Consider the following 26,109-nt stretch of genomic DNA (forward strand, 5'->3'; position numbering starts at 1 on the left):
GGTGATGATGACAGAACACAGACAGAAGTTAGTACCCGAAATCCGATTTAAAGGCTTCACTAACGCTTGGGAACAGCGTAGGTTATCTACCATCATTCATTTATTTAATGGAAACTCATTTAGTAGTAAAGGTGCACAGGTAACGGGAATAAGATGGCTAAAGATTTCAAACGTATCTGTAGGCAAGATTGATTGGACGGAATCCTCTTACTTACCTAAAGAATTTTGGGATCATTTTGAAAGTTATAGATTAGGTCCAGGAGACTATGTAATGGCATTAACTCGTCCAGTTTTGAAAAATGAGTTGAAAGTTGCGAGAATAAATGACTCGCATGCCTTGTTAAATCAACGTGTTGCTAAATTAATGTTTGAACAGGATGCAGGGTTCGGTTTTCAGTTGCTTAGAAAAAGGGATACAGTAGATGCTATTACTAATGCAATCTCCGGAACTGACCCACCTAATTTAAGTGCCAAAGACTTCGAAAAAGTTTCCGTTGTAATTCCTAGTATAGAAGAACAAAAGAAAATAGGTGAGTTTTTTGAGAGTCTCGACAACCTAATCACCCTGCATAAGCGTAAGCTGGACGGGCTTGTAACGCTAAAGGACGGGTTTCTACAGCAGATGTTCCCTGCAGGCGATGAAGTCATGCCAAGAGTAAGATTCGCAGGGTTTACAGGTAATTGGGAAGAGCGGCGGCTGGGGGAAATGCTTACGGAAAGAAATGAGCAATTTGAGGAATCGGAAGATTACCCATTGATGTCGTTCGTTGGGAATGTTGGTGTTGTACCCAAGGGGGAACAGTATGACAGAAGTTTTTTGGTAAAAGGCGATGACAAAAAATATAAAAAAACCGAACTGAATGACTTTATATACAGTTCAAACAACTTAGAAACAGGGTCTATTGGTCTTAATAGAACAGGCAAGGCAGTAATATCGCCCGTATATAGCATTTTTTATTCAAGCAACGATTCAGAGAGTCTATTTGTTGGATTACTATCCAAACGGAAAGACTTCATTAATAAAATGATTCATTATCGACAAGGTGTAATGTACGGACAGTGGCGCATACACGAAAGGGATTTTTTAAAGATAATCGTTTTAACACCCACAATTTCTGAACAAAACAGAATCATTGACTTTTTCAAGAACATCGACGAGCAAATCGCCGCCCAAACTGCTAAACTTAAGCAGCTACGACAGTTAAAGGTAGCGTATTTACAAAGGATGTTTATATGAGCGCGGATAAATGCCGTACGATTTTATCGTTATCTTGATTCTCTAACTCTTGAATGATGTGCAAATATGATGCTAATATATTTTTCCATTAAAAATAATCAGTGATTTCATTCTTTCAATAGTATTCCTCGGCTTGCTCAAGAGGCGGCACTTGAAGAGTTGGAACGAACACTTGAAGAACAGTACGATAAGGCTACGGTGGTTATGGCGACGGGGCTCGGAAAGACTTATCTCGAATAATCTTTTGGTCATTTCAGTTCACTCCGATATGTTTTTTTCGATTATAAACAAAAGTACCCTACAGGGTAGACTTTTTCAAAGTGTCTACTCTATAGGGTACATTTATTTTTCGAGACTATCTCCCATCAATCCGTCCTAATATCTCAATTATTACATTTCGCACCATCTCAATATCCTTCGGGTCACGCTCTCTTAGTAACGAGAATATATCTTTCATAGGCGATTCCTCAGGCAGTCTTTCTTGTTCTTTTAAATATATAAATAGCTCATAAACGCCAACGTCTAATGCCGAAGCAATTTTCTCTAGATTTAACATAGAAATATTACGTTCCGCTCGTTCAATAAATCCGATATAACTTAAATTAAAGCCAGCCTTCTCTGCGAGAGCTTCCTGAGACATACCTTTAGATTTACGAAGTTCTTTTATACGTGCTCCGACCAATTTTAGAATTTCTGACATCGTTACACCTCTCTTTAATAGAAGTGTAGGGAATGTTTAGGTTTGTAATAATACATATATAATAAGTTGTTTGCTAAAAATACTACTATATAGTAGTATATTGTATATATTTTACACAAAAGTAAGATTTTTATTCATGTGAGGTGATTATTTATTGCACATATTATAAATTTCACCAGCAATTGAACCAGGAGTTGATACATATGTACAATCCAACCTCCATAGGTGAATGCAGAAATAAGTTGAACTCAGCAACAATGTTAACGGATAATAACTCCACTCCATCCAAAGCCATATATCACTTACATCATCTCTCACAGACCCACATGAATCTCATGCTTCCTTTTATACGACTGAACTCATCTCAGGTATGCATCCTATTAAGTGACAGATCACTAGAGTCCATGCTTCAAGCATTATATATGAAGGAGCACCACTGTCTCTTCCCACCGCACGCCCTTACTATAGAAGAATTAATACAATTAACCGCAGCGAAAGGCTCAGTTCCTGACCTCGATACGGTGATGTTGATTAGCTCCATTCACTTTCTAGCAGACCTCGAAGAGATTTCCCTCATCCAGCAAATTGTTCCGGCTCAACTCAATAAATTAATGAAGAGAGTGGACGATATTCTAATTCGCTTATCACGCAAAGTTATGACCCATCCATCAGAGCAATATCAATCGATATTAGAATCAATCGGTATTTAAATAGTATAAAGATTACAGGTCGCTAAGTTGATCAGGAGAAGATTTCATTCAACAAATGCAAACCATCGTTCTGCTACCTGTGGCCAGGCCGCTAAGTAATGGTACAATGACCCCCCTTCATATAATCAAACATACAATGTATGGGAGGTTATTCATTTGGCGCTAGATCTTAATCAACAAATTTTCAAGTCCGATACGGCTACTCAAAGCTGGGGAAATGTAAAGGGTCAGTATATTCTTAGAAGTCGAAGCGATTTAAGAAGGGGGTTGAATTACGAACTTAATGTTCAGGCAATTGAGCAAATTAATAACGTATTAAACAAGTGGGGTGACCTGAAAATACTCGCGGATGCCAAAGTATCAGCCCTGCTTCAGGCTCAAATCCAGACTCCTCTGGATCTGTTCAGTGAAGCGGGGTTGGCCGCTAGGCTGCAAGCTGTTCTGGAGGCTGCCGTTGCTGTCGGTCTGAGCATGGACTTAACGATGGGGCAGCTGCTCAATCTTATACGGGCAAAGCCGTATGGACAAGGGCTTTCCGGTGAATTGATGGAACTATTATTGAATGAAACTAAGCTGGAGGCCGGTCTGTTCGGACAATATGCAATAGGTTTTATGGCATATGCTAACTTTGTTGTCTTGGGATCTCTACATAAGACGAATGAATTCCCGGAAACCGGTTTTCAATTTGTGTATGATGCTGGCATGGGCTTTATTGTGGGAGGCGGTTACAGGAGTTTTATTAACTTGGCCATTCCTAATCCAAGTCGTCTGGTCTATCGCTTTAGTAACCAGTTAATCAACGGTGTTGTTAATAAGGCTATTCCTTCGCAGCGTGATCAAGCTATCATGTTAGGCTCCATGCTCCAAATCGGCGTTAGATCCTCTTATGAGGTGAGTGAGCTGTTAAGCGGTGAAGCAAACGTCAATCCAGATGACATAGCCAAGAGCGTGTTTACTATCATTTGGGGACAATTTCAATCCATTATATTTCTGCACATCGGGTTATTTTATCGGGATCATTTGGTTCAAATTCTTAATCGTTCCGGACTGCCTTCTGAACAAACCGCTCCAGCTCTTCAAACATTAAACGCGGCTGATGTCTTCCAGTTTCCCCCTTACAACCACGAAGTGTTTAGCGGTCTCTCTTCTCTGGTCCCATCGATTCAAGATGCGCAGGTGAAGAAGGATTTCATCGAAGCCTTGTCAGCTTTGTGGGTATCTGCATTTTTTATTTCCCCTATTAATCATTCATCTGAGAGCTTACCGCTACCTGATTATACAGGCTCCTTGCCTACCCAGTTTGCTCCAGAGATCAAAAGCTGGATTAATACAAGCTTAAATCGAAGCGTAGATACGAACTTAAACAAAGAAGATATTCTTAGCTTTCTGCTGAGTCAACCTTTATCCGTTGTTCTTCCCAAAGTGGGTAACGTACAGGATATTGCGAGAATCGTGGCACCTGTTTTTGGAAACGTTGCTCCGCAGGTCGTTATTCAGAAGCTATTCAGTCCGCAGGCTGATTTAGCCGCCGTAGGCTCCTACAGAACCATATTAAGTTCAATGAATAAATCGTTCGATAATTATGTGGATAGGGAAATTAGCGGGCGGACCGCCGCCATATCCAATACGCTATCGGGTGAACAGGAAATTCAGAGCTTATTTACCCAAGCGCTAATTCCCGGCATCCAAATCGTATCGGATATCCTACTGCCAGAAATCACGAACGGATTCCAAAATTTTGACAAGAAAACGTTAAAAGAGGTATTATCCAGTGTACTGCTAACCATGATTGGAAGAGGTGTCATTCATATTGCGGAAACGATACAATCGGAGGTTAATCATAGCATTGAATCCATATTACGAAATGCTGTAAACAACGTTGCTAGCGTTCTCCTTCCTCTCGGTGCTAAAGAAATTGTCAAAAAGCCTCTGGAAGAGGCCATCAAGATTATTGCCGATATACTGGCCCCTTTACCTCAAGACGTACAGGACGAGATTTTTAAAAGCGCAGTCAATCTAGTCTCACCTATTGAAGGTAATGCCGTGGATTATGCAAATCGTCTAAAGAACGATACCCGATTTATGCCGCAGAAGGATGAGATTGAGCGAATTGCAAATATTCTATTCAAGCATTTGTCAGGTAAAATGGTTGACTTTGCAGTTAAGCTCATTCCCGCATTGTTTCAAGCTCTAATTGATGCACTGCTGGCATTAATTGAGAAGGTCGTGGCCACACTCGCCAAAATCCTTGATCGTATCACCGATTTCATCACCAAATTAGTAAGTGAAAAATTGTTGGATGCCCTAGTTGAACCATTTCTAGATAAAGCCAAGAAGGCAGCTGACTTGCTTACATTTAATATATTCGATCTTATCGGGGCGGGTGAAGTGAAGAAAGCGGTGTTTGATGCTTTGGAGGGTGCTGTAAAACGTGCTATTCAGAATACTGTTCTCCCTATTGTCCTTCTACCACTTCAGCAATTGAAGCTGGAGCCTCGTAAGGTTGTAGATGTATTTCGTGGCGTAACAGACTTTTCTTATGAAAATTTCAGTAAGATATTCACAAGTCATCTCTTCAACGAAATTGAGAAACAATTGAGTAAAGCCCTCCATATGAGAAATATTGGTATTGATCTCAAAGTTCCGGTTTCCTTTAAAATCAAAGTCTTTGGAATTGAACAAAAATTCTCACATACCTTTAAAATAACGGATGTCATGCTGCCTACTTCAACCGTCTTGAATATTATTATGAAAATCATTCGTGATAACTTCAGTCTTCGTATATTTGCGAATTATACAAATCAAATGATGGAGAGCATTCAGAGTATTTTGGACTTACAAAATCAAATTACTAAGCAAGAGCAGGATAAACTTCTTGCCTTGAAAACGTATGGAAGTTAACGATATCCAACCATGAACAAGAGCTTTCCTAGGGTAGATCAATCTACGCTTGGGAGAGCTCCTTCTTTGTGTAATTAATGATCTAAATATCCTTGTTGGGGAGAGTCTTAAACTCTTTGGGCGTTACGCCACTGTATTTCTTGAATACCGTTGAGAAACATTGTGCATTTGAGAATCCTAGCTTGGAGGAGATGTCTGTAATCGTAAATTCCGTATTACATATGTAATTCATGGCCTTATCTACTTTAATAATCTTATACCGACAAAATATAAGGGGGGAGTGTTAATTCCACTATATGATTGGTGTATAATGAAGGGTAAATGATGAATCAGGAGGTGCCTTTTGTGAGTATCGAAGAAAAACTTATTCAAGACTTTATGAGGTTACCAGATGACAAGAAACTAGAGGTTATTGATTTTGTTGAGTTTTTACAAAGCCGTACTAACAATGACTTAGAATCATTAATGGATGAGATTATTATTGAAAATCATGAGGCATTGAAGGAGTTAGCCGAGTGAAGAATATAACCATTGAGCAGCTTGTTATTTTCCATGGTAAGATCGTAAAGTCAACAGGCGGTGCAGATGGAGTCAGAGATAGGGGATTGCTTGAAAGTGCATTAAATAAATCAAAGGTAACATTTGATGGCCGTGAGCTTTATGAAGGTTTATATAGAAAGATTGCAGTAACGGGATATGCACTAATTAAGAATCATGGGTTTGTTGATGGAAATAAGCGGATCGGTGTAGCAACCTTACTATTATTGTTGCGCATAAACAATATTAAAGTTCGTTACGAACAATCTGAGTTAGTTGAATTAGGACTAAGGACTGCTGAAGGAATATATAAAGAAGAGGACGTAGAACAATGGATTATTGAACATCAAGTGTAATATTAAATTCTATGACTACAAGCGGCTATCTTGAATAATTCAAGGTAGTTACTTTTTTTTGATTAGATTTAAGTGAATATCCGAAATTTATTTTAAGAAATAGAATTGCTTACTTCAAGAAAATGGGTCAATTCTTTTTGATTCACAGTTATGTAATGCCCAGTCCTGAAGAAAGCATGAGAAATGATTGTAGTTGGATGTAAACAGTGTTATTCTAACAACTCAGTGCATCAATTCATAGTCACAAATTCAGTTAGACAGAAAGGTAACACGATGATAAAAGTTGATAACTTATCCTTCTCATTTCCGCAGAAAGAACTATATAATAACATCACATTTACGCTTGAAGAGGGACAGCATTGCGCGTTCATAGGGACAAGTGGCAGTGGAAAAAGTACACTGATCGATATATTGATGGACCCAGAAAGATATTTGTATGAAGGCAAGCTAGAGATTGACCCCAATTGCAGTATAGGATACGTAAGTCAGTTCTCCCAACTAGACAGAACGAAAGATACAACCGTGTTCGAATATATAGGCGAAAAATGTATTAAGATCCAACATGAAATTGAATCCATTTGTGCTGAAATGGCAACATCTACGGATATGGATTCGTTACTTGAAAAGTATCAATTTGCTTTAGATGCATTTGATGCCATGGGTGGGGATGATTTTGAAAGCAACATTCTTAAGAAACTAAATCTTGCCAACCTCATGAAGCTCAAAGATGTGAGGGTATCCGACCTGAGTGGCGGGGAATTCAAACTTATTCAAGTGATGAAGGAAATGCTTGAGCGTCCAGATCTCATGATTATGGATGAACCTGATGTATTCTTAGACTTTGACAATCTCAATGCGCTTAAAAAACTAATTAATTCCCACAAAGGAATACTGCTCGTGGTTACGCACAACAGATATCTACTCAATCATTGTTTCAACAAGATTATTCACCTTGAAAACATGGAGATCCAAGAGTTCGACGGGCGATATATCGAGTATAACTTCTCATTACTTCAGACGAAGATTGAGCTGCAAGAAATCGCAGTCGCTGAACAAGAAGAAATCGAGAGATACGATAACATCATTGATAATCTTAGAGAGATCGCAACGTATAATTCAGAAGCATCAAGAGGTAGAGCGCTCAAAGCGAGAGTGAAATTTCAAGAACGTTTGGAAGCGCGTAGAATTAAAGCACCATTTGTTGATATTAAGCAGCCGCATATCCGTTTTGATATAGAACAAGAAATTGAAGACACTGTTGTTATTAAAGTTGATGATTATAGTGTTGCTTTTGATGAGTTGATTTTGGAACATGTGAACTTTGAGATTAAATCTACGGATAAAGTTGCTCTGATCGGTCCAAATGGTACCGGGAAAACGACGTTACTCCGAGACATCTTTAACAATAATCATGATTCCATTAAAATAAATAGGGATGTTAAAGTGACTTATTTATCTCAGCAGCAAGGTGAAATGTTAGAGGATGCGAATACGATACTAGAAGAATTCATCGAGTCTGGGTTTAACACGTATGATGAGATTAGATCACATTTAGCGAGCTACGGTTTTGAAGGCGAAATTATGGATCAGAAGATCGCATCTTTATCGGGTGGAGAGAAGAACATGCTCCAGTTGGCTAAAGTTGCTGCCAGTAAAGCAAACGTATTGCTTCTTGATGAACCGACAAGTCATTTAGATACCTATACCCAAATCGCACTGGAGGAAGCCATTAAAGACTATAAAGGCGCGATCCTCATGATTTCTCATGATTTCTATTCCGTAGTGAATGGGATGGACTATGTTCTAATCATTGACGATAAGACGATTAGAAAAATGAGTATGCGTAAATTCAGACAGATGATCTATGCTAGTCATTTTGATAAAGACTATTTAGCTACGGAACAAAAGAAAAAAGCAGTTGAAACGCAGATTGAACTAGCATTGAAAGATACTAATTTTGAACTAGCGAAGGTATTGGTTGATGAGCTGGATGAGCTGATTAAGCTGCTGTAAATTCGTTATGTGATGGTAATGTTACGTATATATAAGCGATTAGTAGATGGTGGGCGGCCTTGCCAGACCTATTGCTAATGGCGATGAAACTTTAGAAAGGCTGATCGGACTCCCGATCAGCCTTTTTTGGTTTTCATTGTAGAGTCTCAAGAGTTTAGGAGGCGGGAATTTTACAACTTGTTTTATGAATTTCTTCCCTGAAACAAAACAACCCTAGGTTACGTCATAGTACCAAATAACACCAAAGGGAATGATGATGATGAAGAAAGCTGTATTGGGCTTGTTAATGTGCACGTTCATCTTAATGCTTGTTAGCGGCTGTTCGGAAAAAGCTGTGAGCGAAGAGGAAATCCTCAACAGATTGGAAGCATCTCTCCAAACCCAAGGGCTCAGCGTAGAGAATGAAGGAAAGCAGTCTAACGATGCCCTTGAACAGGTCTATCCATACAGATATATAGTTAAAGCAGACAATAAGAACGAAGATGTTATGCTGGTATACGTATTAGATGGTAACAAAAAGATACAACAAGCGATAGAGAACCAGCACTATACGATAACGACGCTAACAAAGTTTGAAAATTTCTCGACTTCGAATGTATTGGTGGTACACTTCGCTCTATCCGGGGATTTGGAGAAGTACCAGAAGCAGATTGAAAATGCTGTGGATAAGATTGATCATTAGAAGTTAAGTATTGGTATGATATTCAATAATAAAAGTAAATACTTCCAACAACTTTGTCTGGAGGATATGCGATATTTCAAAATCATTTTCAAATGACATAACCTGATTCTTCCCTGTGGTCATAGCACGGATGGTTCAGGTTTTTTCTTTTTTATCGACAAATATATGTTCCATGATTCTATCAGTTACTAGATGGAAAATACATGGGTTACTATCTACTCTCCCGATGGTTCTACCAAAACTTTTGGGTTTCAGGCAAAGATGTAAGGAGATATTATTCTGCCAATACCCAGCCATAAATTATTCTTAAACCTTGATTCGAGTGAACGCTGCTCAATCAAGGTTTTTTAATGTGATGTAAGCCTGCATACATAAGTACAGTTTCACTATATGGTAACTAGTTTAAATTTTGGTATAATATTCAACTGACCTTGTGGGTTAGATGCGAGGTGAAGAATGACCGAAATACTTGTGAAGCCAGAGATGTTAAACCGTATCGGCGAGACGTTCATACATAGCCGTGAGCAGCTGGAACAAGTGTATGTGAGCTTAGATAAGCAGATGAATAGGGTGCATCAAGAGTGGAGCGGAGTGACGCGGGAGAACTTTTTTCAGGCGTTTCGTTCATTTCAGGAGCAGCGAAAAGTTACATTAGATCAGATCTCTTATGTTGGCGAAGAACTGATACAGATATCTAAAAAGTTTGCGGAAGCAGATGCGAAAGTAACCAACACGGATAAGCCAGGATTAAATCTAAACTTGATGATTAATGAACAGAAGATGGGATATGCTCGGGCCAAGAATGATGAGGAACGAATGACCTATCGTCAAGAAGCGGAACGCATACGAACGGCGATGAGGGACCAAGGATATGCAGAGTCAGATATTTTGCAGGATACAGATCCTTTTGTTTCAGTAAAAGATATTATGGAGTTAGCATGGGATGAAACCTATAAGAATTTAGACGATGATACCGGAAGATTTGGGCCATCCATGATCGAAAAGGTAGTGGCCAAAGAATTGCTTACTCGGATTGAGGACATAACCAATAAGATAAATGACCTCAAGGCGGGTCACGCGGATCAGGTGATTTCCGAAGAAATTCGTAACTATGTTGATTTCTACACTGGCCTTGGGTATAAATCTGCCGAAGTAGCCAGTGATTTAGAGCGTGCATTGGATGATGTAGCCAATTCCTCGGCGAAAGAAAAGACAGAAGCATCGTAGGCCTAGCGTCGGGATTGATCTTTGGGAAACATTCGAAGAAGGGTAAGCATACGGATGGGGAAAACTCTAGAAAAGAGAAGGAGAATGGGGGTAGTGAGAGGAAGGGGGATAGTGGAAGTACAACTAAACTGACTGAGCCTTCGTTACCAAAGGGTAGTAAGCCTAGTGGAAATTATGCAACAGGAGATTCCCATGGAATAAGGAAGCAAAATGAAACAGCAAATTTCTTGGCTGATCAAGGCTATGATATTAAAATGCTGGATGAAATCGATGGGGGTAATGGTTACGGGATTAAAGAGGGATCGAATCCAGATTTTCTAATTGAGGGAAAAGTATTCGATTGTTATGCACCAAAACCAGATGGTAAGGTCCAAAGTATAATAAAAGAATTAGCAGGAAAGTCAAAGAACCAGTCTGAAAGAATTGTTCTCAACTTAGACAACTTTCCAGATGGAAAAGTTGACGAAATCATCGCAACAATTTTAAGAAAAGCAAATCCGAATGGTGATTTAAAAAGAATTGATGAACTATCTATTGTTAGAGGTGGCACAATTAGAGGAATATTGGGAGAGGAGAAGTAAAATGGACTGTGAATTATTTTTAGTTTCAAATTTAGACAATGAAACATTAAAGAATACTATTTATAACATACTATGCGAGGTAGTTAAAGATAAAGTAACTATTTACGAAAGTTTTTCTCGTCTTAGTTGTAGATATTTCACAATTGATATTGAAACAGAAGATATCACTGGCATTGATTTTATAAGAGAAGAGTACAAATTAGAAATAAATGCAGAAATTAGAATCCAGTTGTTTGGTCAAACTTTTAATGAAGGATTGGAGGTCTTATTCTATATGATTGGAGATATTTTGAGTATATCCAACCCTGACATGGTGTTTGTGGAAAATGGGACAGATCAACTATTCAGAAAAGAAAATGATATCGTAATTGTAAATACAAATCTAGATCAGTATCAGAAGAAGTACCTGTCAAAAAAATTGATTAACTCGTTGAAATATCCATATATTGAGAGGGATTTATGCAGTGCCAGATGAATCATTTCAGGTCGACTATGGATAGATATCACCATAAGTATTGCTAGGGATACAGCGAAGCTAACAATTATAACGGTTGCATGATGGTACCTGTCATCTCTTCTGATAGGCTAACTCAGACATAATTTCATAAGTTTCATCATTAATTCGGGATGATTTACTCATGTTGTTCCTCCTGAATTTTAGTACTAGATTCATTCTTTTTAATATTTGGATAACTTCCTTTTTCCTTTAGCACCTTTTCTAACTCGGGATTTACACCTAAATTGGAAGTTTCCTGGTTGGTATAATCAACAGAAATGGTAAATTCCTGTTCATCATGGCCAATAACATGACCTCTCATATTAATTTTAGAGTTTACATATGTTGGCATTTTCTTAGCAGAGGTGATGGTAACATCCACTTTGTATTCATCTTTTAAATATTGAATAGCTGTATTCTGTGCTTCCTTTATTACCTCGGTATCTTGTTGTTTGCTCACTCTTTGGCATCCTCCCAATATTAAAATAACAGCGATAAAGACGATGAACCATTTTTTATAAATATGATTAATCATAATAGATTCCCTTCCGTATTTGTTTAATTACTATAATTAACCTAAATAATGGGATTTATATCAATGACAACAGGCAACATAAGCTAATTCCATGATAAAATACTACATATCTTAATCTCACGCGATCGGAGGAATTCTTATGAACATTCTACTTGGTAATTTTGAAGTAACATCGGGGCAATTGGTTGTTGCCGATCCTTGTTACGAGCTTAATACCGCAACCATTATTATGGGTTTGTTAGACAATGTATTATATGGAACTTGGGTGGGCGAAGTAGAGAAGACGGAAGTTCGGGATTGGGGCGAGGCTTGTTCTAAATTAACGGCTTACCATAGTTCAGCTGCTGAACAGATTACATATATGGAATGGGTAAAATGTGGCTTTATTGTTGGGGTGGACAGCGGACAAGCAGGAATTTTTGATCTTAATAGCTATAGAATTCCAGATGCTAAATCGGAAGGCGTAGGTTCAGGCTCAGATCAAGACAGTGAGTGGTATTTATCTTGCTGTGATGTGACGGAGAGCGGTGAAGAAGCGGGGGTTATTCAAGGAGGTGTTGTTTCACATACAGGTATAGGAGATGGCACTTATGGTGTGTATATGACCACAAATCAGCAGAATCAGATTGTTGGAGTGAAGATTGTTTTTATCAAAACAAACTGAATAAACTATAGAATTGAACCTTCATGGGTTGTCTGCCATGAAGGTTTTTTTGCTGGCTAAAGCTAGTATTCAAGTCAGATGTTACTAGGTAACTGGATTTTAATTTTTACCCTCAGTGTGCAACGTTTAGGTTGACTGTGCCTTAGATTGCATTTCTTTGATGATTTCCAAAAACTGATTGACATCCTCGGATGGATGTAAAGGATATAGCAAACCATAGGGTATTGTGAAGTCCAAATCGCAAGGGATTGTCACTAAGGACGGATGAATATCTGCCCATGCATCTAATGTTAGTAGGACAACACCACTTTCCTCGCAGCGATTGAATACATCAAGATCATAAAGACGCGGAACATCTTTAATTCGGATGTTAGGATGGTTCCTTGTCAAAAAATTACGAATTCCCTCAATTACTGCACTTTTCCCACCGTTCACCACAGCCAGCTTTTCTCCATACAAATCTTTGACAGACAGTGTTTTGTTAGAAGCCAGCCGATGGTTGCGAGATACAGCAAAGCAAAAGCGGTAACTTCCCAGCTGAAGCAAACGGAGATTATCCTCCCAGTCTTCTGTAAGATATGGCCCTACAATGAAATCGAAATGTTTGCCAATGGTACGATAAGTGGCTGGGAGAGTATAAGCATCATCCTCAAAATGGACGATTTTTATTTTGAACTCAGGGTATTGATCGCTAATTTCATTCCACAAATCCAGCAAAACCTTACAGGGATTAAGTATAGAGGTGCCCACTCGAATAACATGCTGACTTCCCAGTGCACCTTGACGTATACGTAACACGGCTTCTTGAAAATGCTGCAGAAAAAGTGATGCATCCTTGTTAAATGATTTCCCTGCCTCGGTAAGCTCAACACCATGGTTAGTGCGAATCAAAAGAGGCACTCCGATATGTTTTTCCAACAAATTCATTTGTTTCATCACAGCGGTTGGAGATACAAATAGTTTTTCAGCTGCCTTGGAGAAGCTACCAGACTCTGCCACCTGAATAAACGTATTCAATTGTTCATTCATTCAAAGTACCCCTTTATCGTATAAACTTTTAGTTAATGCCATGCTAACCTATTTGAACTTCCGTATCAAGTGCTCCAACTGTAACATTAGAGAGGAAAGAAAACAGAGCACCTTCAAGCTGATCTGTTTTTCTTATTTCATGAACCGGTAAATTTTTTAGGGAACCTGCTTGAGGCTTCCACGCATAAACGATTTGCCAATCTTCTCAAAGAAAGGAACATTTATTATGGAAATTCATGACAAGGTTGTTCTTATTACTGGAGCATCCGCGGGTATCGGTTTAGCCACAGTACACCGCTTTGCCACTGCAGGTGCGAAATTAGCACTGGTAGCACGGTCTGCTGATGTACTTAATCACCTCGCCGAGGAATTACAGAGCCAGGGAAGAGACGCCATTGCTCTGCCCGCTGATGTAAGCGATCCGAAGCAAGTTCAAAGAGTCATTGAGGAGACAGTTCGCCACTTTGGTCGGCTGGATGTGGTCATCAATAATGTAGGACAAGCAGCAGTTGGCACGATCGCTGACCTGAATCCTGATGACTTCCGCAAGACTCTAGACCTCAATGTGTTTGGACCATTAGCAGCTATGCAAGTTGTGATCCCTATCATGCGAGAGCAAGGGGGAGGACTGATCATCAATATAAGTTCAGTGGTATCAAAGATGCATATTGCTGGAATGGCAGCTTATGCAGCAACTAAAGCCGCTTTGAACATGCTTTCCGATACGGCACGAGATGAATTAGCCTCAGAGAATATCCGGGTGATTACTGTCTATCCGCGCTCAACCGCTACGAATTTTGGCAAAAACGCTCTGGGTGTTCGCCAGCAGCAGCGACAGGGATCTTCCACTTCTGCTGATACTCCTGAATTCGTTGCAGAGAAAATCTTGGATGCAGCTTTACATGAGCCTAATGAGCAATATATGGATTAATAAGCTTTATAAAAAAGTCGGGAACAGAAAACTGAAATTATATGTGTTTTGTCCTGAAGCGCCATTAAAGAATCGTGCTGCTATCCTTTTTTTTCATGGAGGAAGCTATACTAAGAATAACGGAACATCACCAGCTCGTTTTGAACATCATGCGCGGTATTTTTCCGAACTTGGGATGGTTGCCATTTGTGTAGATTACCGGAATGCAAATGACGAAGGATTTACGCCATATCATGCAATAGAAGATGCGAGGTCTGCTGTCCGGTGGGTTAGAGAGCATGCTGAGAAGCTTGGAATCGATCCTGAGAAAGTTGTAGTCTGCGGTGCTTCTTCAGGAGGATATACTGCATTATGTTCCACTTTACTTGAAATTGATAAGACAAGTCTATCTAATCATATACCGAACGCTCTGGTTATTTTTAATGCTGGAGTTGATGGAGAGGAAATTATAAACCGGTTGTTCCCAGAGCTGTCCAATAAAGCTACGGAACTATCACCCATATTACATGTGAAAAGGGAATTACCACCTATGATTTGGTTTGTGGGAACCTCAGACATTATCTACGAATCAAACCTAGCATTTTGCGAAAAATGGAAACAAAATGATAATCTTTGTGTCTTGCATACTTACGATGGTATGAACCATGGATTTTTCAACTATGAAATGCATGAGAATAAACCATTTAAGCAGACTGTGCAGCAAACAGTAGAATTTTTGCAATCACTAGGGTTTATGGAGTCTAAAGTTTGATATGGGACATTATGCATAGCACGTTATTTTCGGAATACAATAATTAAATCAATACAGCGGCAGTCTAAGACTTTATTTTCTAGTCTTAGACTGCCGCTGTCTCTATATATGGATCAGTCTAATATTTTGTTTTATTAGAATACACACTCGGTAAATTATTTACTTTATTTTAGTTTATTTAGAAAATAATATCCTGAAAGCATTTACATTTTGGTTGTTGTTTGTTAATCTATGTTCAAGAATTGATAAACATTACCAAATAAGGAGTGACGGGAATTGGAACATCAACAACGATATGATGTTGTCGTGATGGGTGGTGGCATATCGGGCGCGATGGCCGCGATCGCTGCATCAAGTACAGGAGCGAGGACACTGATCATTGAATCGCAGGGCTTCTTAGGTGGCACGTTAACGGCCAACGGAGTAGGCCCGATGATGACATTTCATGCGGGGGAGAAGCAGGCGATTCAAGGCTTTACCGACCAGCTCATCGAACGTCTGAAGAAACTAGATAAGTCGCCTGGGCATATTTTCGATACGGTAGGCTTTACCTATTCGGTGACACCCTTCGATGCAGAGGCGATGAAGCATGAACTGGAGCTCATGGTGGTGGAGAATGGCGGCGACATTCTATATCATACGATGCTAGCTGGAGTGAGGGCTGAGGACGATAAGGTTGTTAGCATTACGGTATGCAATAAATCGGGACTCAGTGAAATTGAGGCGATGGTGTTTATCGATGCCACGGGTGACGGTGATTTATCCGCCAGAGCGGGGGTGGAATATACGCAAGGCAGGGAGTCCGACGGGGCGACTCAGCCGATGACACTGAATATGAAAATGTACAACGTGAACATTCCTAGAGTGAAACAATATATTCATGAGCATCCGGATGATTTCCCACTCTACAACGGGGATACGTCCATTATTGAGAAATCTTCGCGCTTATCCGTTGGCGGCTTCGATAGTCTGTTCAAGGAAGCGAAAGCAAAAGGCGAAATATCGATCCCTCGAGAGAATATTTTATTCTTTGAGACGAATAATCCCGGAGAGGTAATTCTGAACACAACCCGGATCCTCGGCCATGATGGCACAGATGCGTATAGCTTAAGCAAGGCGGAAATGGTAGGTCGCAAGCAGTGCCGGGAGCTTGAAATGTTTGTACATAAGTATATTCCTGGCTTTGAGGATGCAGTCGTAGAATCTACAGGACCATCCATTGGTGTCAGAGGATCAAGACAGATTAAGGGTGTGTATACATTAACGGCTGAGGATCTGCTAGAACAGCGGAAATTTGAAGACACGATTGCTCATTCGGGTTATCCGATTGATATTCATAGTCCCGATGGTGAGGGAACGAAGCATCAGAAGCTGGAATGGGGCGGCATGTATAGCATACCGTACTCCTGTATGATTACCGAATCGGTGAAGAATTTGATTGTAATCGGCAGATGTATTTCGGCGACCTTCGAGGCTCAAGCTGCAATGAGAACAACACCTACAACGGGAGCGATCGGCCATGCCGGAGGGGTTGCGGCAGCGCTGGCTGCGAAGAGAGGAACCTCCGTTCAAGATGTAAACATCAAGGATGTGCAGACTGTGCTGAAAGAGCAGGGTGCGTATCTAGAAGTATAGACAAGCGAATGGGTGTGAAATGCAACAGGTAATCCATTTGAGAGGGGAAATTATTGTGACATCTTTAATGTGGTTTCAGGCCATCGCGATTCTCGTCATTTTCTTAATATTCATAGGGCTTATGATGACAAGGAAACTTCCCACAATTCTTGCATTACCCGCTATGGCGATTCTATTTGCTCTTATTGCAGGCGTTCCTTGGATGTCGAGCGATCCAGAAGCGACCACAATAGCCAAGACCGTTTTAGCCGCAGGCTCCATGAGATTGTCGGGGGCGATTGCAGGTCTAATATTTGGCGCGTGGTTCGGTCAAATTCTCAACAAGGTAGGAATTACAAAATCCATCATACGAAAAGCTGCTGAGCTTGCTGGTGACAAACCGATGATGATTGCCATCCTCTTTTTTGTTACCGCTTCCATTATCTTCTCGGCGGCGGGCGGTCTTGGAATGGTTATCCTCGTCGGAACGATTGTCATTCCGATTATGCTTACAGCCGGGATATCACAGTTCGTAGCTTCCATCGTTGTTCTATCTTCAGTCGGTGTTGGTGCACTATTCAACGTATCCAACTGGGCGGTTTACGTGGATGTGCTGGGTCTGACGGTTGATCAGATTGCAGATTATACGCTAGTTGCGGCACTCCCATTAATCTTTATTTCTTTAGCCATGATTGTGTTCTATATCAAAAAAGATGGCAAGGGTCGCAAATCTTGGTCGATGCCTACGAATACCGGAGGTGATGGTGGTAATGGTTCTAGTGGACCAAATGGAGGAAATGGAGCCAAGAAGGTTCCGGCAATTGCACTGATTAGCCCCATCGTTCCGGTTATTCTTGTGTTTGCATTTAAAATCGATATCGTACCTGCTGTTATCATTGGCGCGCTTGTGACGATTATTCTGACTTGGCCAAAGCGGCCGATTCATATTCTCTCCAGTGCTCTAGTAGAAGGCATTCAGGATATTGCTGGAGCACTTGCGCTCATGATCGGCATTGGAATTTTGCTGAATTCGGTTATGGCGCCACAAGTAGCGGCACTTATTTCACCATTGATTGAGAGCGTACTACCAAGTAGTCCGTGGACGTACGTCATTTTCTTTACCCTATTATCGCCACTTGCGATTTATCGCGGACCGCTAAATGTATGGGGTCTCGGTAGTGGAATTGCCGCGCTCTTCGTAACGGCAGGTATGACACCTGTTGCGGCAATGTTAGCACTGCGTGTTGTAAGTAACGTGCAAGCGGTATCTGATCCAACGAACTCTCATAATGTGTGGGTAGCTGATTTTACGAAGAGTGATATTAATGAAATTTTGAAAAAGACGCTGCCTTGGATGATGGTTGCTGTACTGATTTCCATGATTGCTGGAGCTTTCATGATCTTCTAATGGTAGAGATTAATTCGGGTAGGGGCCCATTAGGGTCCTTGCCTGTCATTCTTAGGAGGAGCCTATGGAGAGAAAAAAGGTTAGGGTTGGGATCGATGTTGGGGGTACGTTTACCGATGCTGCTGTGATTGATCATGAAACCTATGAAGTCATTGCAAAAATGAAAATACCGACCACTCACCATGACGAAGATGGCGTGGCGAAAGGGATCGTTCATATTTTAAATCAAATTCTGGAGAGTCAGGGGATTCTGCCAGATGATGTTACGTTTATAGCACATGGAACAACACAGGCGACGAACGCACTACTTGAGGGGGATGTCGCGCGTGTAGGCATTATCGGCATGGGATCGGGGCTCGATGGCATTAGTGCCCGTTCAGAATCCAATCCGGGAGATATCGAGCTTGCGCCGGGCAAGTTTCTCAAGACGTATCATACGTATATCGATGCGAAGGATTTGAAAGATGAACAAATTGAGATGGCCATTGATGAGCTTGCGAAGCAAGGAGCAGAAGTTATTGTCGCCTCGGAAGCTTATAGTGTAGATGATCCAACAAATGAGCTGCGAGTGGTGGAGATGGCGAGTCGAAAAGGGTTATACGCGACAGGGGGCCATGAAATTTCCCAGCTGTATGGACTGAAGACGCGCACCCGAACCGCAGTCGTCAATGCCTCGCTCATTCCGAAAATGATGGAAACGGCCAATATGACGGAGAAATCCGTCAAGAATGCGAATATCAAGTCGCCGCTGATGATTATGCGATGTGATGGCGGTGTTATGAGTATCGATGAAGTGCGCAAGCGCCCGATTCTTACGATGTTATCAGGTCTTGCGGCGGGTGTCGCTGGGGCGCTGATGTATGAGAAAATCTCAGACGGGATCTTCTTTGAAGTCGGCGGTACAAGCGTAGACATATCCGTGATTAAGAATGGAAAGGTCATGATCAAGAATGCGGAGGTCGGTGGACATCGGACGTACCTTCAGTCGTTGGATGTCCGTACATTAGGGATCGCTGGAGGGAGTATGGTCAAGGTCGTTGGTGGCAAAATCACCGGCGTTGGTCCGCGAAGTGCGCATATTGCGGGTATCGAATATGAGGCCTTTGCGTCAAGTGATCAAATCGTAGATCCGAAGGTGAAATTCATCAGTCCGAGAGCTGGAGATCCGCAGGAATATATCATTTGTGAAAGTGCGAATGGTAAGGATTATTCTTATACGCTAGCGGGTGCAGCTAACATTCTCGGCTATATTCCTGAAGGAGATTATGCTGAGGGAAATAAGGAAGCCGCGATCAAAGCATGGGGAGCACTTGCCGCTCATGTCGGCGTAACGACTGAGGAAGCAGCCAGACAGGTCATGAATATGGCCATCGACAAGACCATGAAGACGGTCAATGAAATGATAGAGGATTATGAACTAGATCGATCCTTCGTCACCTTGGTTGGCGGTGGGGGGAGCGGAGCGGTGCTTGTGCCTGCCATGGCGGAGCGGGAGAAGATGGATTTTCAAATCGCGAACAATGCACCTTATGTATCTACGATAGGTGTGGCATTAGCTATGGTAAAGGAACAGCTTGAGCGAACGGTTGTGAGCCCATCGGAGGAGGATATTAAGCGTATTCGAGCCGAAATTGTCGAGCGTATCGTCAAATCAGGGGCTAGTGAGGAGACCGTTGAGGTTACGATTGAGATCGATAGTCTGAAAAATATTTTGCGGGCGATTGCGACAGGCTCGACGGAGCTTCGGTCTAAGGATTTGGGACAGGAGGACATGTCGATAGAGGAGATGCTTGCGACCGCTGCTAAATCGGTTGACCAACCGCTTGAATCCACGATGCTTGCTATGCAGACAGGAAGATGGAGCCTCTTTAGTAGTGAGAGTATGAAGAAATCATTCTTTGGGCTGATGAAGAAGAAATCGACGTATGCGAGTGTGCTTGACCGCGAAGGTGTGGTTCGATTTAAGAAGGGAAATGTTCAGTTTACGAAGATCACAAAGTCCCAATATGGAGGCTGGCTCGGTGAGTTTTTAGATGACAATACGATATACTCGGATGCTAACGCAACGATCCCGAAGGTCTTTGTTTTCTATAAAGAGAAGATGCTGGATCTGACAGGTATGCAGACGAAGGAGCAGATGATGTCCATTCTCGAAATCGAGACGGAAATGCTAATCGAAAGTGACGAGCTCATCGTTGTAGCCTACCAATAGGGAAGGAGATAAGGACCATGTCGATGCAGGAAATGATAGCGTCTTTATCTGATGAAATGCTGGCTTATGCAGAGCTCACGCAAGATCCGTTATTTCACAAAATCCCGAAGGATCAGATTTCATATTATGTGGAATCCTCGCTGGATCAAGGCAGGCAGATGGGTGCTCATTACGCCGGCATCTCAGTGAGGGAATGTTGTAAAAGAGAAGGTCTAGCATTTGAAATTACGAGCAAATCGGGTACATTCCATCAGGTATCTTTCCGTGCACAGATTGATTTTGCGAAGAAGCCTCCAGAGATTGTGATTTATTCCTCGTCCTTGGTGGAAATGCAGCAGGCACTTGAGACGCTTTTGGGACGTGAAGAGAGCCCAGACATTGACGAGCTTATTGATATTCATTTGGCCCATGAATTCTTTCATTATTTAGAATACAAGTCAGGGCATTTTACGAATGAACTGCTGAAGCCTATTGATGTATTTAAGCTCGGATTCTATACAAAACGCTCTAGTGTTGTGAAAAGCAGTGAAATTGCTGCCCATGCCTTCTGCAAGGAGATGATGGGACTTCCCTATCTTCCGAATTTGCTAGACTATGTCTACCTCATTGAGAATAAGCAGATGTCGCTGGAACAGTTCAAATCGATCAGCATAAATTGGATATAATTTACATTTGAATACTCTCAATACCTTACTCGGTGTGATATAATGAAGGCGCTAACGGGGATTACCGGATAGCCATATTCCATCGTTAGATCAGGAGGAGAGGTTCATGTCTTCACAGGTTCCGGCAGTTATCGCAAAGATCGTATCGCAAACACAAAAATTAACATATGGTGAGAATCAAATCGCCAATTTTGTCATTCACAATCCAGAATTTATTACGAGCAATACGATTACAGCTATTGCTAATGAAATTGGTGTATCGGAGACGAGTATTAATCGCTTCTGTAAGAAGGTAGGGTTCAAAGGGTTTATTGATTTTAAAATTGCCTTTGCTCAGGATGCCTTTTACCGGGAAATGCAGTCGAAGAAGAAAGAGAGACGAGAGATCAATCCAATTGATGCGCTCGCACTTGATTATAATGAACTGATTCTGAATACGTCTGCGCTTATTACGGAGGAGCAGCTACATCGCGTGGTGGATATTCTGAAGAAAGCTCGAAGAATATACCTATTCGGATTGTTTGATTCTTTCCTAGCAGCGATTGCGCTGAAGAATCGGTTAGCCATCATCGGCATCATGTCTGAAGCAATCAGTGACAGTAGAGCGATGAAAATTGCAGCCTCTCAGAGTAATTCAGAAGATGTAGTCATTGCCTTCTCACGTTCGGGATCGACCAAAGAAATCGTGGATGGACTCACCTTGGCGCAGGTTAACCAAGTGAAGACAATCGCGATCACCTGCTATGATTCCTCTCCCATTACGGAGAATGCCGCTGTTGATATTATTGTGCCTGATAAAATATCTGTGAATAACAGTGCCTTGATGTCTAATCACATTACCTTCCTCTTTGTCGTGGATCTGATTATGAGTGTATTTATTTCCTCAGACAAATCCTATTTGAAGAAGAAACTCGATAGTGAGGCCGTACTGGCCCGTGACCAATCTTCGATCACTAATTATTTTATGTAATGCTTTATAGGACGCTGCTCATAGGCAGATGATGTCGGAGAGGGGTCCTTTTTTCAAATGACACCGATACACAATTAGTCCAGAAAAGGGGAATGTACAGTGAAACTGGCAGATCCGATTAAAATTTATAATACTTCTGTGGAAGCCACGCTAGAAGTGATTGGAGGAAAGTGGAAACCTGTCATTCTTTTTCATTTAACCTTTGGGAAGAGACGTAATAATGAATTCAAAACGCTGATACCTAAAATCACTCAAAAAGTACTAACTGAACAACTTCGGGAGCTTGAAGTAGCAGGGATCATTTTACGTACTTCTTATAATCAAGTTCCTCCAAAAGTTGAATATGAATTAACGGAATATGGGAATAGTTTAAAAGAGATTCTTCACCTGATGTGTAGATGGGGGAAAACTTATATTGAGAGAACATACGGGGAGAATGCAGTTGTTCTAGATAACCCACCAAGTGAATCTGAACCTGAAATATAACAAGCTGACCTTTTGAAAGGTCAGCTTGTTATATTTCCATTGTCTGTTAAGGAAGGACTTTGCGTTTCCGGAAATCGTCGAAGATATTATTAAACATCGCTTCCGTGTCCACGTATTCATGAAAGCCTAATCGGCGGGCCTTTGATCCGTCGGAAAAGAAATCGTAGTTCCATGAAAACACAAAATCTCCGAACTGCCAGGAGGAGACATCTTTGTAGGAATGTGTTGCAAGACCATGCTTCTTAACCATGGTGTCCCATAGTTCCTCCTTATCAGCCATGATAATATCCAGTGACATTGGCAAAGGAGGTGCTACCTCCAACTCGAAGTAACGAGCAATTTTGGGCCAAAGTTCATTCCAGCGAAACAAATCGCCGTTTGTAATGTTAAATGCTTGATTCGCACAGTTCGCTTCTGTCGCTGCCCAAACGGTTGCTTTGGCGAGTAATCCAGCATCTGTCATCTCTAGGAGGCTATCATAAGCACCCGGCTTTCCCGGAAACCGTAGAGGAAGTTCAAGTTCCTTCGAAATGGATGCATATATGCCAATTACCATGGCAAGGTTCATCGGGTTTCCAAGCGCGAATCCGCAAACAACTGAAGGACGAAGGGCTGACCAAGTCCAGGATTTCCCTTTTTGTCTTTGTTCTAAAAAGTCCTGCTGTGCAATATTGAATTCTGGAGGCATGTGGTTAGCGTCAGTCTCACGTGCAGGCGTCTTGAAAGGACCGAGATGTGCACCGTATACCTTATATCCCTGCATCAGACTGATATGCTTCAACTCGAGTGCTATTGGTTCCATAACTTCTACAATGTTCACTAGCATAGCCAAGTTGGGTGGAACAAGTTCGGCCCAAGTCGGTCGATCTTGATACGCAGCATAGAAGATATGGGTTACCTCAATTAACCCTTTTAATTTTTCGCGGGTTTCATTTATATTGAGTAAATCAGTCGCTACATAGCGTACACGATCGTTAGATTCTCCACCTCGACGAGAAATGCCAATAACATCCCAGTCGGGTAAAGTAATGAGGTGATTGATTAGGTTGCGACCGATAACACCATTTGCGCCAATGACCAAAGCGACTTTACGTATTTCAGTAGATTCATTCATCCTCGTGCTTCAACTCCTTTAGTGCAGTGATTTGTTTAATGTTAGTTTGTAACAAAAAACAACACTTGAGAAGTACGCACTTTGAAGTAACTAAAGCACTTTATTGTAATCTACCTAGTCAACCATCTCCTCACTCCAAATATGTAGGGCCAAAAGAAGGGACCCAAATGAGGGTATCTTTTCTTCACCCATGGCCCTTGTAGGAATGATTTGAGTGTTTAAAAATTAATACATTTTGTATTTAATAATTCTACAAATTTATTATAGGAGTTACTGACGTACCTATCGTTACATCGCACAAATTTTGTTGTTGTATTACTAAACTTTTCCGATAAATTGTATACAGAAAATTCATCTGATTCTTTATTTATTACAGTTTTAGGCATGATCGTATAAGCAATACCAGATTTCACACAGCTAAGCAGATTATCTAATGTGCTTACTTCTATTATGTTTTTTGCGGATAAGTTCTCTTCTTCAAGAAATTCTTCTGTGATTTTCCTGAAAGGGCATCCTTTTGGAAAAACAGCCCAAGACACCTTGCACAAACTCTCTGGGGGTACTTCTGTTCGTTTTGAAATTAAATGAACTGTATCTTCCATCTGATATTCCACTTTCAGTCCACATTCATTAAAATTCCCACTGATAAATGCACCATTAATTTCATGATCCTGAACTTTTTTTAATAGTTTAGGAGAGGTTGCATTTATTAACGAAATCGAAACGTCTGGGTACATAACCTGGTACTCATTTAAGATATCCATAAATTTGGATGATGCTGCAGTTTCTACAATACCAATTTTCAAATCACCCGAGGGCTCCCCGTCATCATGCATTTCACTTTTTAAATCATCAAGTATGTTTCTTATTTTGATTGCGTAGTCAACGAACTGTTCCCCTTTTTCCGTCATCACTACGCCTTTTGGATAACGATTAAATAGCTGCACATGATATTCTTTCTCCAACTTTTTAATTCTCGCTGTGACATTTGATTGCGCATAGTTTAGTTTTTTGGCAGCATGTGAAATCTTCCCTGACTTTGCTACTTCAATAACGATATTTATATCAGACAATTCCATTGAGGACCTCCTTAATATCACTGCCAGTGATACTTATATATATTGTAATCATTTTATTATATATATTGTAAGAAGTACAATTTATATAGATAAAAGGAGGATGATTATGAGTAACTATCAAGAACTTCTCAGTCCAGTCACCATCAACAGCTGGAATCTAAGAAACAAAGTAGTAATGGCTCCTTTAACAAGGGGATTCGCTAATGATAAAGACGGCAAGGTTACAGAAGCTATGATTGCGTATTATGAAAGACGCGCAAAACATGGAGTAGGACTAATTATTACAGAGGGCATCAATCCGGCTCCAGAAGGAAAGGGAACGTATGGAGTACCTGGACTGTACACTTCTGAACAAACCGATTCTTGGAAGCGAGTTACCGAGGCTGTTCATAAACATGGAGGGACGATCATCGCTCAACTTTGGCATGTCGGAAGACTTTCCCATCCATTATTAATCCATACAACGCCCTTAGCGCCATCAGAGATCGGGGCGAATGGTTATGTTCATAAAGTACGGCAACCATTTCAAGTACCTAAAGCAATGAGTCAAAAAGAGATATCCAATACAATTAATTACTTCAGGTTGTCCGCCCAAAATGCGGTAAAAGCTGGATTTGATGGAATCGAAATTCATGCAGCCCACGGTTATTTAATTGATCAATTCATTAATGAGAAAACAAATGTCAGAATGGATCAGTACGGGGGAAATCTTAATCATCGAATGAACTTCCTCAGGGAAATTATAAATGCAGTAAAAGAAGTAATAGACTCAGACAGAATTTCAATCCGATTTTCTGAAATCAAAGATGATGATTCGTCATATCGATGGAAAAACAAATCGAAAACAATTGATGCCTTTATAGAATTATTCGAGGAAACAGGAATTTCCATTCTTCATGCATCCACTAATCATTTTGATGAAATAATAGAAGAAACACAGACTTTCCATCAGCTAATTCGAAACAAATGGAACAGAACATTGATCGGTGTGGGATCGCTTAATTTTCAAAATGCAGAAACGGCAATCAAAGAGAACTTGATTGATTTGGCTGCTTTCGGTAGACCATTCATTGCAAACCCTGATTTAGTTCAAAAAGCTTCAAGCAATCAGCCTATTATCGAATATGAAGCTCTGAAGCATTTGAACATGTTGTATTAACATAAAATAAGGTCAATCGAACTAAAGGCTACTTGGATCATTACAAGAGAAT

General features: G+C 40.8%; 26 protein-coding genes and 1 pseudogene. 21 read left to right on the top strand and 6 right to left on the bottom strand.

The window, feature by feature from the left end:
* Positions 1-4: 4 nt before the first annotated feature.
* Positions 5-1,237, top strand: a complete 1,233-nt coding sequence (locus JCM16418_RS13045) for a restriction endonuclease subunit S (protein WP_036649578.1) — start codon at positions 5-7, stop codon at positions 1,235-1,237.
* A 126-nt stretch (positions 1,238-1,363) separates the two neighbouring features.
* Positions 1,364-1,471, top strand: a pseudogene (locus JCM16418_RS24685) (DEAD/DEAH box helicase family protein); the annotation flags it as partial.
* A gap of 121 nt (positions 1,472-1,592) precedes the next feature.
* On the opposite strand, the gene JCM16418_RS13050 reads toward JCM16418_RS24685, so the two are convergent.
* Entirely contained in the window at positions 1,593-1,937 is a 345-nt protein-coding gene (locus tag JCM16418_RS13050; protein WP_036649580.1) for a helix-turn-helix domain-containing protein, read from the bottom strand.
* Between the two features lie 203 nt (positions 1,938-2,140).
* Here JCM16418_RS13050 and JCM16418_RS13055 point away from each other — a divergent pair, with 203 nt between their 5' ends.
* Positions 2,141-2,647, top strand: coding sequence for a hypothetical protein (locus JCM16418_RS13055; RefSeq protein WP_052020261.1), 507 nt, complete (start codon positions 2,141-2,143; stop codon positions 2,645-2,647).
* 156 nt (positions 2,648-2,803) lie between these two features.
* Positions 2,804-5,548 carry a hypothetical protein gene (locus tag JCM16418_RS13060; protein ID WP_036649582.1) on the top strand — a complete coding sequence of 915 codons (2,745 nt, stop codon included), beginning with the start codon at positions 2,804-2,806 and terminating at the stop codon, positions 5,546-5,548.
* 82 nt (positions 5,549-5,630) lie between these two features.
* Here JCM16418_RS13060 and JCM16418_RS26915 read toward each other — a convergent pair whose 3' ends face one another.
* Entirely contained in the window at positions 5,631-5,819 is a 189-nt protein-coding gene (locus JCM16418_RS26915; RefSeq protein WP_373280715.1) for an AraC family transcriptional regulator, read from the bottom strand.
* Positions 5,820-5,893: 74 nt separating this feature from the next.
* Between JCM16418_RS26915 and JCM16418_RS24690 the strand changes: the two genes are divergently transcribed.
* From JCM16418_RS24690 to JCM16418_RS13090, 7 genes are all read left to right on the top strand, one after another.
* Complete coding sequence (locus JCM16418_RS24690) at positions 5,894-6,067, top strand: DUF2281 domain-containing protein (protein WP_148298806.1); 174 nt, start codon at positions 5,894-5,896, stop codon at positions 6,065-6,067.
* Entirely contained in the window at positions 6,064-6,441 is a 378-nt protein-coding gene (locus JCM16418_RS13065; protein ID WP_036649585.1) for a type II toxin-antitoxin system death-on-curing family toxin, read from the top strand. Before JCM16418_RS24690 ends, JCM16418_RS13065 begins: the two co-directional genes overlap by 4 nt.
* 273 nt (positions 6,442-6,714) lie before the next feature.
* Positions 6,715-8,454, top strand: a complete 1,740-nt coding sequence (locus JCM16418_RS13070) for an ABC-F family ATP-binding cassette domain-containing protein (RefSeq protein ID WP_036649588.1) — start codon at positions 6,715-6,717, stop codon at positions 8,452-8,454.
* Positions 8,455-8,815: 361 nt separating this feature from the next.
* Complete coding sequence (locus tag JCM16418_RS13075; protein WP_148298807.1) at positions 8,816-9,136, top strand: hypothetical protein; 321 nt, start codon at positions 8,816-8,818, stop codon at positions 9,134-9,136.
* 456 nt (positions 9,137-9,592) lie between these two features.
* Complete coding sequence (locus tag JCM16418_RS13080; RefSeq protein WP_036649595.1) at positions 9,593-10,363, top strand: WXG100 family type VII secretion target; 771 nt, start codon at positions 9,593-9,595, stop codon at positions 10,361-10,363.
* A 14-nt stretch (positions 10,364-10,377) separates the two neighbouring features.
* Entirely contained in the window at positions 10,378-10,944 is a 567-nt protein-coding gene (locus tag JCM16418_RS13085; RefSeq protein WP_052020262.1) for a CdiA C-terminal domain-containing protein, read from the top strand.
* 1 nt (position 10,945) lies between these two features.
* Positions 10,946-11,419: a hypothetical protein gene (locus JCM16418_RS13090; protein WP_036649596.1), complete on the top strand. Its 474-nt coding sequence runs from the start codon at positions 10,946-10,948 to the stop codon at positions 11,417-11,419.
* Positions 11,420-11,576: 157 nt separating this feature from the next.
* Here JCM16418_RS13090 and JCM16418_RS13095 read toward each other — a convergent pair whose 3' ends face one another.
* On the bottom strand, positions 11,577-11,900 hold the full coding sequence (locus JCM16418_RS13095) for a hypothetical protein (RefSeq protein WP_052020263.1): 324 nt from the start codon (positions 11,898-11,900) through the stop codon (positions 11,577-11,579).
* Between the two features lie 214 nt (positions 11,901-12,114).
* Here JCM16418_RS13095 and JCM16418_RS13100 point away from each other — a divergent pair, with 214 nt between their 5' ends.
* On the top strand, positions 12,115-12,639 hold the full coding sequence (locus tag JCM16418_RS13100) for a DUF4241 domain-containing protein (RefSeq protein WP_036649598.1): 525 nt from the start codon (positions 12,115-12,117) through the stop codon (positions 12,637-12,639).
* Positions 12,640-12,765: 126 nt separating this feature from the next.
* On the opposite strand, the gene JCM16418_RS13105 is transcribed toward JCM16418_RS13100, so the two are convergent.
* Complete coding sequence (locus JCM16418_RS13105) at positions 12,766-13,668, bottom strand: LysR family transcriptional regulator (protein ID WP_036649600.1); 903 nt, start codon at positions 13,666-13,668, stop codon at positions 12,766-12,768.
* 193 nt (positions 13,669-13,861) lie between these two features.
* Here JCM16418_RS13105 and JCM16418_RS13110 point away from each other — a divergent pair, with 193 nt between their 5' ends.
* The 8 genes from JCM16418_RS13110 to JCM16418_RS13145 all read left to right on the top strand — a co-directional run bounded on the left by JCM16418_RS13110 (position 13,862) and on the right by JCM16418_RS13145 (position 22,705).
* Positions 13,862-14,599, top strand: coding sequence for an SDR family NAD(P)-dependent oxidoreductase (locus tag JCM16418_RS13110; RefSeq protein ID WP_148298808.1), 738 nt, complete (start codon positions 13,862-13,864; stop codon positions 14,597-14,599).
* The gene (locus JCM16418_RS13115) at positions 14,580-15,350 is read left to right on the top strand and encodes an alpha/beta hydrolase (RefSeq protein ID WP_158442430.1); all 771 of its coding nucleotides are present in this window, start codon (positions 14,580-14,582) and stop codon (positions 15,348-15,350) included. Before JCM16418_RS13110 ends, JCM16418_RS13115 begins: the two co-directional genes overlap by 20 nt.
* Before the next feature lie 276 nt (positions 15,351-15,626).
* A complete protein-coding gene (locus JCM16418_RS13120; protein ID WP_036649604.1) occupies positions 15,627-16,985 on the top strand; it encodes an FAD-dependent oxidoreductase in 1,359 nt (452 codons plus the stop codon).
* A 55-nt stretch (positions 16,986-17,040) separates the two neighbouring features.
* Positions 17,041-18,372 (top strand): citrate transporter, encoded by a 1,332-nt coding sequence (locus JCM16418_RS13125; protein ID WP_201769756.1) that lies wholly within the window; start codon positions 17,041-17,043, stop codon positions 18,370-18,372.
* A 64-nt stretch (positions 18,373-18,436) separates the two neighbouring features.
* Positions 18,437-20,584: a hydantoinase/oxoprolinase family protein gene (locus tag JCM16418_RS13130; protein ID WP_036649605.1), complete on the top strand. Its 2,148-nt coding sequence runs from the start codon at positions 18,437-18,439 to the stop codon at positions 20,582-20,584.
* 17 nt (positions 20,585-20,601) lie between these two features.
* The gene (locus tag JCM16418_RS13135; RefSeq protein WP_242403827.1) at positions 20,602-21,249 is read left to right on the top strand and encodes a hypothetical protein; all 648 of its coding nucleotides are present in this window, start codon (positions 20,602-20,604) and stop codon (positions 21,247-21,249) included.
* Between the two features lie 106 nt (positions 21,250-21,355).
* Positions 21,356-22,219 (top strand): MurR/RpiR family transcriptional regulator, encoded by an 864-nt coding sequence (locus JCM16418_RS13140; protein WP_036649607.1) that lies wholly within the window; start codon positions 21,356-21,358, stop codon positions 22,217-22,219.
* A 105-nt stretch (positions 22,220-22,324) separates the two neighbouring features.
* Complete coding sequence (locus tag JCM16418_RS13145; protein ID WP_036649780.1) at positions 22,325-22,705, top strand: winged helix-turn-helix transcriptional regulator; 381 nt, start codon at positions 22,325-22,327, stop codon at positions 22,703-22,705.
* Between the two features lie 46 nt (positions 22,706-22,751).
* Here the strand turns inward: JCM16418_RS13145 and JCM16418_RS13150 are convergent, their stop codons facing one another.
* A complete protein-coding gene (locus JCM16418_RS13150; RefSeq protein ID WP_036649609.1) occupies positions 22,752-23,819 on the bottom strand; it encodes an SDR family oxidoreductase in 1,068 nt (355 codons plus the stop codon).
* A gap of 218 nt (positions 23,820-24,037) precedes the next feature.
* A complete protein-coding gene (locus JCM16418_RS13155; RefSeq protein WP_036649611.1) occupies positions 24,038-24,898 on the bottom strand; it encodes a LysR family transcriptional regulator in 861 nt (286 codons plus the stop codon).
* Positions 24,899-25,004: 106 nt separating this feature from the next.
* Here JCM16418_RS13155 and JCM16418_RS13160 point away from each other — a divergent pair, with 106 nt between their 5' ends.
* Positions 25,005-26,057: an oxidoreductase gene (locus JCM16418_RS13160; protein WP_036649613.1), complete on the top strand. Its 1,053-nt coding sequence runs from the start codon at positions 25,005-25,007 to the stop codon at positions 26,055-26,057.
* The last annotated feature ends 52 nt before the right edge of the window (positions 26,058-26,109 follow it).

The sequence above is a fragment of the Paenibacillus pini JCM 16418 genome (genome assembly GCF_000576305.1).
In the GTDB taxonomy this organism is placed as follows: domain Bacteria; phylum Bacillota; class Bacilli; order Paenibacillales; family Paenibacillaceae; genus Paenibacillus_AQ; species Paenibacillus_AQ pini.